The organism is Rhizobium esperanzae, from assembly GCF_002204185.1.
In the GTDB taxonomy this organism is placed as follows: Bacteria; Pseudomonadota; Alphaproteobacteria; order Rhizobiales; family Rhizobiaceae; genus Rhizobium; species Rhizobium esperanzae.
Window position 1 is genome coordinate 1 of sequence record NZ_MXPU01000045.1, and the last position, 9,307, is coordinate 9,307.

The following is a 9,307-nucleotide window of genomic DNA, read 5'->3' on the forward strand; positions in this document are numbered from 1 at the left end:
TCGACGATGGCCGGATCGAGATCGACTCCAACGTCGTCGAACGGTCAATCAGGCCAATTGCCCTCAATCGGAAGAATGCACTCTTCGCAGGGTCGGACGCCGGGGCCGAACACTGGGCGACCATCGCCTCGCTCATCGAGACTGCCAAGCTTAACAATGTCGAGCCACTGGCCTATCTCTCAGACGTCCTCACCAAGATCGTCAACGGGCATCCAAATAACCAGATCGACGACCTGCTGCCTTGGGCCTATGCCGCAAAGCACGAACTCAAAGCCGTGGCCTGAAAACAGCGCTTACGGTCAATCTGTCGCAAATTCGCAAATACTGCCGTCGCACATGCCAACCTACGGATTCATTGGGACTGGCCACTCGCGCCACCAGTCTTCTGCTGCGAAGCAAGCCAAACTCTCATCCGAGTCGTTAGTTAGTGCTCTGACCGCATCTAATCCGGGCGCCGTCATCAAACCGTTTTGACGCCTCGACTGTGGCGCAATCGCATCCGACGCGCCATGAGCGTTCTCCGCGATGTTCTTGGCTGTGTAGTGTACAGCCGTGCGGCGCGAGGCTCGCGCGTCTGAACCGACGTACATCCGGAATGTTGACAGCGGTTCGGCCGAGCGGATCGAGCAGCGGATGGGGCATCGCACTTATCGCAGGAAACTGTCGCCGACTCCTGCTTCAGGCATTCAGAATGCAGAGTTTTTACATTAGTACCGGCCCGCCAAAAAAACTGCGATGTAGCATCGGAATGCGGCAGGCAAGTCAGTTCTCACGCACTATTGCTGCGCGATCGGGTCAGATTTTGATGAACATCGTCCGGGCCCTCCCCATATAATGCGAGGCCACATAAGAGTTGCCATCCATACCCTGGAGAAGGCGCCAAGAGGCGAAGCGAATAGCTTCGGGAGAAGCGGGCATCTCAATCAGCCGATTTGGGCCCGGAGGATTCCAAGAGAGTGCTGAATAAGTTCAGCTGCGATCTCGGGCTCTTCGTCTTGGTGAGCCCGTTCTGACCACAAGAGACGACTCCAACAAAACTAAGAAAGGGAACGAAGAATGAAAATGACCAGAAGATTAATTCTTGGATCACTGAGTTTTGCAATCGCCAGTGCGTGCGTTACGCAGGCTTTCGCAGGAGGTTTGATGGATCGAATCTCTACAGGAAAGTCTATCCGGATCGGTTTTGCAAGCGAGCCGCCGTACGGATTCCCGGGTGAGAACAATGAACCGTTGGGTATCGTAAACACCTACGTCGTCGAAGTTCTCCGCCGAATGGGTTACAAGAATATTGAGCCGGTGGTCACCGATTGGGGCGGGCTTATTCCTGGGCTGCAAGCGGGACGCTTCGATGTCATCACTGGTGGCTTGGCTATCCTCCAAGCCCGATGTGCCAACATCACATTTTCTGAACCGATGATGAAAAGCCCTGTTGCATTGCTCGTCAAACCCGGAAATCCTGAAAAGATCTCCAGCTTTGAAGACATAGCAGGTAAGGGTCTCACGATGGTTACTGGTGCGGGGTACAGTATGATCGGCTACGCAAAGAAAGAGGGCGTACCTGAGACTAATATCATGCAGGTACCCGGGCCGACTGAGATAGTAGCTGCGGTCGTTGCCGAGCGCGCTTCCGCGGGAGTCGCGGATTATCTGTCGCTGCGGGAAATTGCGAAAAAAGTCGGCGACAAGATTGAAATTACAGATCCTGATGCCATGCCGGAGTGGACAGCTAACTATGTTGGTGTTGGCTTCAACAACGATGATAAAGATTTTGTGGCTAAATTCAATGCAGCGCAGAAGCTGTATCTTGGCACGCCGGCCATGATGGATGCCCTTGCCACGTATGGCTACGACGAAAAGATGTTGCCAGGCGATAAGTCCTCTGAGTGGCTGTGCTCCAATCGCTAAACTAGCAAGCGCAGTGTTTGAGGCGGCCTACCCTTCAAACACTGCGCAGGATGTTGCATATGTCGATTATAGATTTCATTGGAAATCACAGTTCCTCGCTCCTGCACGGAACACTAGTGACATGCCTGCAGTTCCTGCTAGCGGCAATAGTTGCCATCGTGATGGCAATGATCGCAGGCATGGCGAGGTTGTCGAGGCGAAACCTAATCAACGGCCCTGCACTGGTCTACATTGAGGTATTTCGCGGCACCTCATTGCTCGTGCAAATCTATTGGATTTTCTTTGTCCTGCCATTGTTCGGTATCTCGCTACCTAAGTTTGAAGCTGGCTTTATTTCCGTTGGCTTGAACTGCGGGGCATACGGAGCCGAGTTAGTTAGAGGAGCGATCTTGTCGGTACCGCGTGGGCAATGGGAGGCTGCGACTGCCCTGTCTATGTCACCGGGAAGACGCATGCGAAGGATCATCCTCCCCCAAGCCCTCGCGCTCATGCTTCCGCCTTGGGGTAATCTTCTCATAGAACTGCTAAAAGGGACTGCGTTGGTCTCGCTCATTTCGGTCACAGATCTGATGTTCCAAGTAAAGCAAATAAACGCCACCACTTATCTCTCTGCTCAAGCCTTCGGTACCGCACTCGTCATCTACTACGTACTTGCGAGGTTTTCTATCACACCGCTCATGCGCCTGGCGGAGCGCGGGGTTGCGCGGAGGCTCGGTCGGGCATGAACTTAGAGTGGCGCTGGGATTTTAGTTGGGAAGTTTTGCCGCGGTTGCTCTCGGCGACTATTAATACTCTCATTGCCGCCGGTGTGGGTTACGCGATCGCAGTTGTGATTGGAATATCACTCGCAATGTTGCAGCGAACGAAGTCGCCTTCTTTGAGAAGGGCTGTTCGGGAATGCGTTGAGTTCGTTCGCTCAACACCGCTCATATTGCAGATCTTCTTCATTTTCTACGTTGGCCCACAGTTCGGGATTCAACTCTCACCTTGGACATCCGGAATGTTGGCAATCGGTCTCCACTATGCAGCCTATTTGTCAGAGGTCTTCCGTGCTGGAATTGATGCGGTACCCCGTGGCCAATGGGAAGCCTGCCGCGCACTAAACCTTTCAATGCGTGATACTTATTGCAGAATAGTAATTCCCCAAGCACTGATACCTACGGTCCCGGGTATGGGAAACTACTTGGTCGGAATACTCAAAGATACCCCCATGCTCTCAGTCATCGGTGTAGCAGAGATTATGCAGACTGCGACTGCAATTGGTTCAGAAAATTATAGATATTTAGAGCCATTTACGTTGGTCGGCTTGATCTTTCTCTTAATCTCCTTGCCAACCGCTGCGCTGGTCAGGTTATTCGAGATTAGATTGCGACAAGGGCTGGGAATGTGATGAATATGTCAGGCTATCCGTTGGAACTCCCCGAGCTAAACCGTCCTATGGTAAAATTCATGAATGTAGGAAAGAGTTTCGGAGCGCAGTCGGTCATAAATCAACTCGACTTCGAAGTTTCCCAAGGGGAGATGGTGTCGATAATTGGACCATCCGGATCGGGAAAAACGACGGTTTTGCGAATACTGATGACCCTAGAGTCTGTCGATGAAGGAGTGATCTATATCGACGGAAAGCCGCTCACTCACATGGTCAAATTCGGCGTCCTCGTTCGTGCTGATGAACGCCATTTGCGGAAAATGCGCTCGTCAATAGGAATGTGTTTCCAACACTTCAATCTTTTTCCCCATATGACTGCGCTGCAGAACTGTATGGAAGGGCCGGTACAAGTGCTTGGTCTCTCCAAAAAAGACGCCAGAGAACGTTCAGAAGAATTGCTCAGCATGGTTGGAATGATCGACAAGAAGGATCAGCATCCTTCTAGACTGTCGGGGGGCCAACAACAACGCGTTGCCATTGCCCGAGCCTTGGCAATGCGTCCGAAGGTCATGCTTTTTGACGAAGTCACATCCGCGCTCGACCCTGAAGTGATTGGTGAAGTTACGAACGTGATACGCAAGCTCGTGTCCGACCACAATCTGACGATGCTGATGGTTACACATCAATTAGGCTTTGCTCGCGACATATCTGACCGCATCTGTTTCTTCTACGGCGGTAAAATAGAGGAGCAGGGCTCACCACACGAGTTGTTGGGAAACCCACAACGAGATCGCACAAAGCAATTTCTCTCCGCGGTCAAGGAGGCAATCTGAGCGGTGAGATTTCACACAAGTCCCACCATAGTACGAGAGGTTGCCATCGGGCGCCGGAGCTGAATCCGGTAGCTGACGGTCACCTAATGGCCTACCCACCCACGTCAAAGCCGCGTTGCATACCGTACTAACCCTTCAACAAGCGAGGATCTACATGAACATTCAACGTATAAAGCCTGGCTCGCGCATGAGCGCCGCCGTCGTTCACGGGGACACCGTTTACATCGCCGGCCAAGTCGCCCGCGATACTGCCGGTCAAAGCGTCGCGGACCAGACACAGGAAATCCTAGGGATCATTGATGCTTTGCTTGCGGAAGCCGGCACTGTTAAGACAAAGCTACTCATGGTCAACATATGGCTTTCGGATATCTCAACATTTGCCGAGATGAATACGGTCTGGGACACTTGGGTCGCAACCGCTCAAACGCCCGCCCGCGCCACTGTGGAAGCAACCCTGGCCGGTCCTCAATACACCGTTGAAATCGCGGCTATCGCTGCGAAGTAGAGAGTCTCGGACGCATCGGCTTTAGCAACGCTCAAAACATACCTACTGCGCGGAGCGAAGCCAGCCCCACCTTATCGGTTAATAAGAGGTGGAATGGCTATACCCAATGAAATTGCACGCCGATCCGTGTGGCTTCAAAAGGACCATCAGGACGAACGTAGTTTGTGTGGCCGCGCCAAGCGATTGGACCGCGGGCGCTCGAAAATCGCCCTGATTACAGCTCGAGAGTCTGAGAGTCTTTGCGTATGGACGTTAAATCGTGTGCAGAGCCCTTTCGCGTTTAATGGCCCAAATTTGTCGAACACTAGTCAAAGATCATGAGGAATCCAATGAACGCTTTCAAAAAAACTACGCTTTTCACCGATACAGACGGGCGTGCACGCTTTCGTGAGGAACTGATTGAATTCAACGAAGGCACGCCACAGTTGCAGCTGTCGGCTTCATTCCCGTGCAAGAGCTATCAGTTACGGCATAGTCCTGTAGGATTCGTGGGAGGTGTGCATTGTACCGGGAGCCCAACATGGGTTTTCATTCTAGGCGGGCAAATGGAGGTGTTTTTGCTTGACGGAAGTTCTCGTACATTTAAGTCGGGTGAAAGTTTCCTGGCTGCCGACGCGTTGCCAGCAGGAGCGGAGTTCAATGAGAAGCTCCATGGCCATTACGCACGTCAGGTTGGCCCCGAGCCTTTGGTCACGCTGTTCGTTCGTGAATGAACGCTGGTAGCGCCCAGTAATAACTGCCCGATCGAGCGCTGACGGCACTTCACGCAGCGGGCATAAGCGCGCCGTTGGCGCCAATTCGCTATTACCAACGACACAAATCGTGGGGCGCGCAGGTTCTGAAAGCTGACGCGCCTCTTTATTAATTGGACCTCGTGTAGCGACCGACAACGATCAATCAGAGGTCTTCGAGTTTTTGTTGAGGTAACAGAAATGATCCCAAGGCTTGAGTCGCGAGCGGTCGACGGGCTGAAAACGCCCTTTTTTGACCGACTTGCTCAGCTCGGTTTTCGCGGGGACGTTGAGGCAGAAGCAAGTTCGAGGACCGTGTTTGCGACGGACAACTCAATTTATCAAGTCGAGCCGGCCGGCATTCTATTTCCTACGAACATAGACGATATGCAGGTGGTCGCCGCGGTTTTATCGGAACCTGAGTTTCGCCATTTGGATATAGGGGTTCGCGGCGGAGGGACCGGCACCAACGGTCAGGCGCTGACTTCAGGAATTGTCATCGATTGCTCGCGACACATGAACCGGATCTTAGAGATCGACCCGGTGCGCCGGGTCGCTCGCGTTCAAGCCGGGGTTATCAAGGATCAATTGAACCGGGCGTTGAAGCCCCACGGTCTCTTTTTCGCCCCGGAACTTTCCACTTCTAACAGGGCGACCATCGGAGGTATGGTATCTACGGATGCGTGCGGCCAAGGCTCATGCCTCTATGGCAAGACTTCCAATCACGTTATGGGCTTGAGGATTGTACTAACGGACGGCTCCGAGTGGTGGTCGAGGCCATTAGAAGAGGCTTCGCTGATAAAGGTCATGGTGCGTGAAGATCTTATCGGCCGGATTCACAGGGTTGTAAACCGTATTGCTCGAGACGAGCGCGAGCGCATTGACGAGTTGTTTCCGCGCATCAACCGTTATATGACGGGGTACGACCTTGCCCATATTTACCGGCAGGACGGACAGTTCGATCTTAACTCCATTCTGTGCGGCTCCGAAGGCACGCTTGCCATTATCGCAGAGGCGGAATTGAACCTCCTGCCAATCCCCGCCTGCGTCGCGCTGATCAATATCCGCTATGGAGACTTCAACGCCGCGCTCGAAGATGCACGAGCCCTGACGGTACTCAAAGTTGCGTCGGTGGAAACGATCGACGAGACCGTTCTAGGCCTGGCTCGAAAAGACGTCGGATGGTCGCGGATTGCAAAGTACGTGTCACAAGACGCCGCGGAGACGGCAAACGGCATCAACATTGTCGAAGTGCTCGCCGACGACGAGACTGAGCTCGAAGCCAAGATTGAAGCTGTCACAAAGGCGCTGAATGGCGGCCACGCCGACCGCCTCGGCTACACCATAGCCCGCGGGCATTCAGATGTCGAAGCGATCTGGGCTATGCGAAAGCGCGCAGTTGGCCTGCTGGGCAATGTTGATGGGCCTGTTCGACCAATCGCTTTCGTCGAGGACACTGCCGTACCACCGCAGAATCTAGCGGCCTACATCCGCGAATTCCGAGCGCTACTCGACGAAGCGGGCGTGTCCTACGGGATGTTCGGTCATGTGGACGCCGGTGTTCTGCACGTGCGCCCCGCTCTCGATCTCACGCGGGACGACCATATGCCAATGCTGCGACGGATTAGCGACGCTGTAGTGGCGCTAACTCGCAAGCACGGCGGCATCCTATGGGGCGAGCACGGCAAAGGCATGCGCTCGGAATATGTGCCGGAATTCTTCGGCGATCTTTACCCCAGTCTGCAGGAGATCAAATGCGCTTTCGATCCCGACAATCGTCTTAATCCGGGCAAGATCGCCACGCCGCCGTCTGCCGGCGACATTGTTCTCGAACCGCTTCTGAAAATCGACGAGGTGCCGCTGCGAGCAGCGACGGACCGCGTTATCGGCAACGAGATTCGTTCAGCTTTCGACAATGCCGCCTATTGCAACGGCAACGGTGCCTGCTTTGACTTCGACGAGAGCAGCGCGATGTGTCCATCTTTTAAGGCTACTGGGGACCGGCGTCAATCGCCGAAGGGGCGTGCCATGCTCATGCGGGAATGGCTACGTCTGCTGGCTGAGAAGGGTATCGATCCACGCCAGGAAGCGGCGCGACTGCGGTGGCGTAGCCAATTTGCGGGCCTGGCAACTCGGATTATCAACAGCGTCAATCCAAGAAATCGAACCGACTTTTCACATGAGGTGCGCGAGGCAATGGACACGTGCCTCTCCTGTAAGGCCTGTGCCGGCCAATGTCCCGTAAAGGTCAGCGTGCCTGCGTTCCGCTCAAAGTTTCTTGAGCTCTATCATGGTCGGTACTCGCGGCCGCTGAAGGATCCGTTGGTAGCAGCGATAGAAACGATCCTCCCGAAAATGAGGCGCATAAGATGGCTTTATAATCTAGTCATCGCGACATCGTTGGGAAAGCGGATGACGCGCCTCGCAGGCCTGACCGCTCTACCAGCGCTGCCTCGAACCTCCCTGAAGACACAGCTAAAGCGCCGTGGCATTCAGATCGCTGATCCACTGTCTCTTGCAACTTTATCACCCTATGAACGAAAGCGGACCGTGGTGTTCGTGCCGGATGCTTTTACGGCACACTTCGATCCAGATGTTGTACTTGCCGCTATCAATATCGCGTCGAACATGGGAATGATGCCTGCGCTCGCTGCCGCTCATACCAACGGCAAGGCACTGCATGTGCACGGCTATCTCCAACGCTTCGAGACCGCGGCGAGAAGAACGGCCGATTATTTGCAAGGTCTGGCGGACCTTGGCGTTACCCTCGTAGGATTTGACCCGTCCATGACGCTTACCTTCCGCAACGAATACAAAGCAGCAACGGGTATTCCACTTACGGCCACTATACTCTTGCCGCAGGAGTGGCTGGCAACAATCACCGACCGACTTGCCGGCAGCACTACAGTCACACCAGGAAAGCGATACAAGTTATTACCTCATTGCACCGAGCGCACCAATGTGCCGTCATTACTTTTGGACTGGAAAAAGGTTTTCACGGCCCTAGGTATCGAACTTTCTATTGTAGACGCAGGTTGCTGTGGCATGGCAGGCACATTCGGGCACGAGACGCGGAACCGCGCGATCGCCGAGAGGCTCTATGAAATGAGTTGGGCCATTCCGATTGTCAATGCCACGCCCGAAACAGTCATGATGGCAACCGGCTACTCATGCCGATCTCAAGCAAAAGAAATCGATGCAGTCCGACTTCAGCATCCATTTGAAGTGATTAACGAGTTGCTGACATGATTCACTTTAAGAATCTCCCAATATCCGAGGTCGTTTACTTCGTATCCAGACCAGCTTTGCTGTGATCTGAACCCTTCAAACTGAGTTCTCTCGGGTGACCGCCTGTCCGTCGCTCGCGCGATTTCGCTGGTGCACACGTTTGCGTCATTCCGAGCGGGCGCATTGGCGAGCATACACTCTTTGCTGGGACAAATAAGCAAGCCGCGGCCACTGCTCTTATTTTTATTACTCCATACCTGAGAGCCCGATTTAAAAGAAGTTGAGCGATAACAGGCAGTTGTGATTCCCTATTGGTGCTAAATCAAATGGGGTTTCGATGAGCTGGACTGCTATCGCTCGCCGTGAGCATAACCGAGACGTGCTTCGTTTTCCAAGTGATTTGAAGGACCGGGAATGGGCGTTGATCAAACCGCTGATCCGCCAGCGCGTCGTGGCGGGCGGCGTCGGACGACGAATATGCGCTCGGTCGTGGAGGCGATCCTCTATATCGCCTCGAGCGGCTGCCAATGGCGCATGCTGCCGGGCGATTTTCCGCCGGTTTCGACGGTGCGCGGTTATTTTTATTCTTGGCGCGCGATCGGACTGTGGCAGAGCATCAACCAGCTTCTGGTGATGGCGGCGCGGGAAATCGAGGGACGGGAGGCGCAACCGACGGCAGGGATTATCGACAGCCAAAGCGTCAAGACCACGGAAAGCGGCGGAATATCCGGCTATG

Annotated in this window: 8 protein-coding genes and 1 pseudogene; all 9 read left to right on the forward strand. The window is 54.0% G+C overall.

Going from position 1 to position 9,307, the window contains the following annotated elements; genetic code table 11:
- Positions 1-284 (forward strand): transposase domain-containing protein (locus tag B5E41_RS30540; RefSeq protein WP_141098855.1); only part of this gene is annotated, 284 nt, incomplete at its 5' end.
- A gap of 772 nt (positions 285-1,056) precedes the next feature.
- Positions 1,057-1,905 (forward strand): transporter substrate-binding domain-containing protein, encoded by an 849-nt coding sequence (locus B5E41_RS30545; RefSeq protein ID WP_210191833.1) that lies wholly within the window; start codon positions 1,057-1,059, stop codon positions 1,903-1,905.
- Positions 1,906-1,964: 59 nt separating this feature from the next.
- Positions 1,965-2,630 carry an ectoine/hydroxyectoine ABC transporter permease subunit EhuC gene (gene ehuC / locus B5E41_RS30550; RefSeq protein ID WP_088397287.1) on the forward strand — a complete coding sequence of 222 codons (666 nt, stop codon included), beginning with the start codon at positions 1,965-1,967 and terminating at the stop codon, positions 2,628-2,630.
- Positions 2,627-3,295 (forward strand): ectoine/hydroxyectoine ABC transporter permease subunit EhuD, encoded by a 669-nt coding sequence (ehuD, locus tag B5E41_RS30555; protein WP_088397288.1) that lies wholly within the window; start codon positions 2,627-2,629, stop codon positions 3,293-3,295. The genes ehuC and ehuD overlap by 4 nt, the downstream gene beginning before the upstream one ends.
- A 5-nt stretch (positions 3,296-3,300) precedes the next feature.
- Positions 3,301-4,107 carry an ectoine/hydroxyectoine ABC transporter ATP-binding protein EhuA gene (ehuA, locus tag B5E41_RS30560; RefSeq protein WP_176439529.1) on the forward strand — a complete coding sequence of 269 codons (807 nt, stop codon included), beginning with the start codon at positions 3,301-3,303 and terminating at the stop codon, positions 4,105-4,107.
- 154 nt (positions 4,108-4,261) lie between these two features.
- Complete coding sequence (locus B5E41_RS30565; RefSeq protein ID WP_088397290.1) at positions 4,262-4,612, forward strand: RidA family protein; 351 nt, start codon at positions 4,262-4,264, stop codon at positions 4,610-4,612.
- 329 nt (positions 4,613-4,941) lie between these two features.
- Positions 4,942-5,325, forward strand: a complete 384-nt coding sequence (locus B5E41_RS30570; RefSeq protein ID WP_088397291.1) for a cupin domain-containing protein — start codon at positions 4,942-4,944, stop codon at positions 5,323-5,325.
- A 219-nt stretch (positions 5,326-5,544) separates the two neighbouring features.
- Positions 5,545-8,592, forward strand: a complete 3,048-nt coding sequence (gene ydiJ / locus B5E41_RS30575; RefSeq protein ID WP_088397292.1) for a D-2-hydroxyglutarate dehydrogenase YdiJ — start codon at positions 5,545-5,547, stop codon at positions 8,590-8,592.
- Positions 8,593-8,908: 316 nt separating this feature from the next.
- Positions 8,909-9,307: pseudogene (locus tag B5E41_RS30580) on the forward strand (IS5 family transposase); the annotation flags it as partial.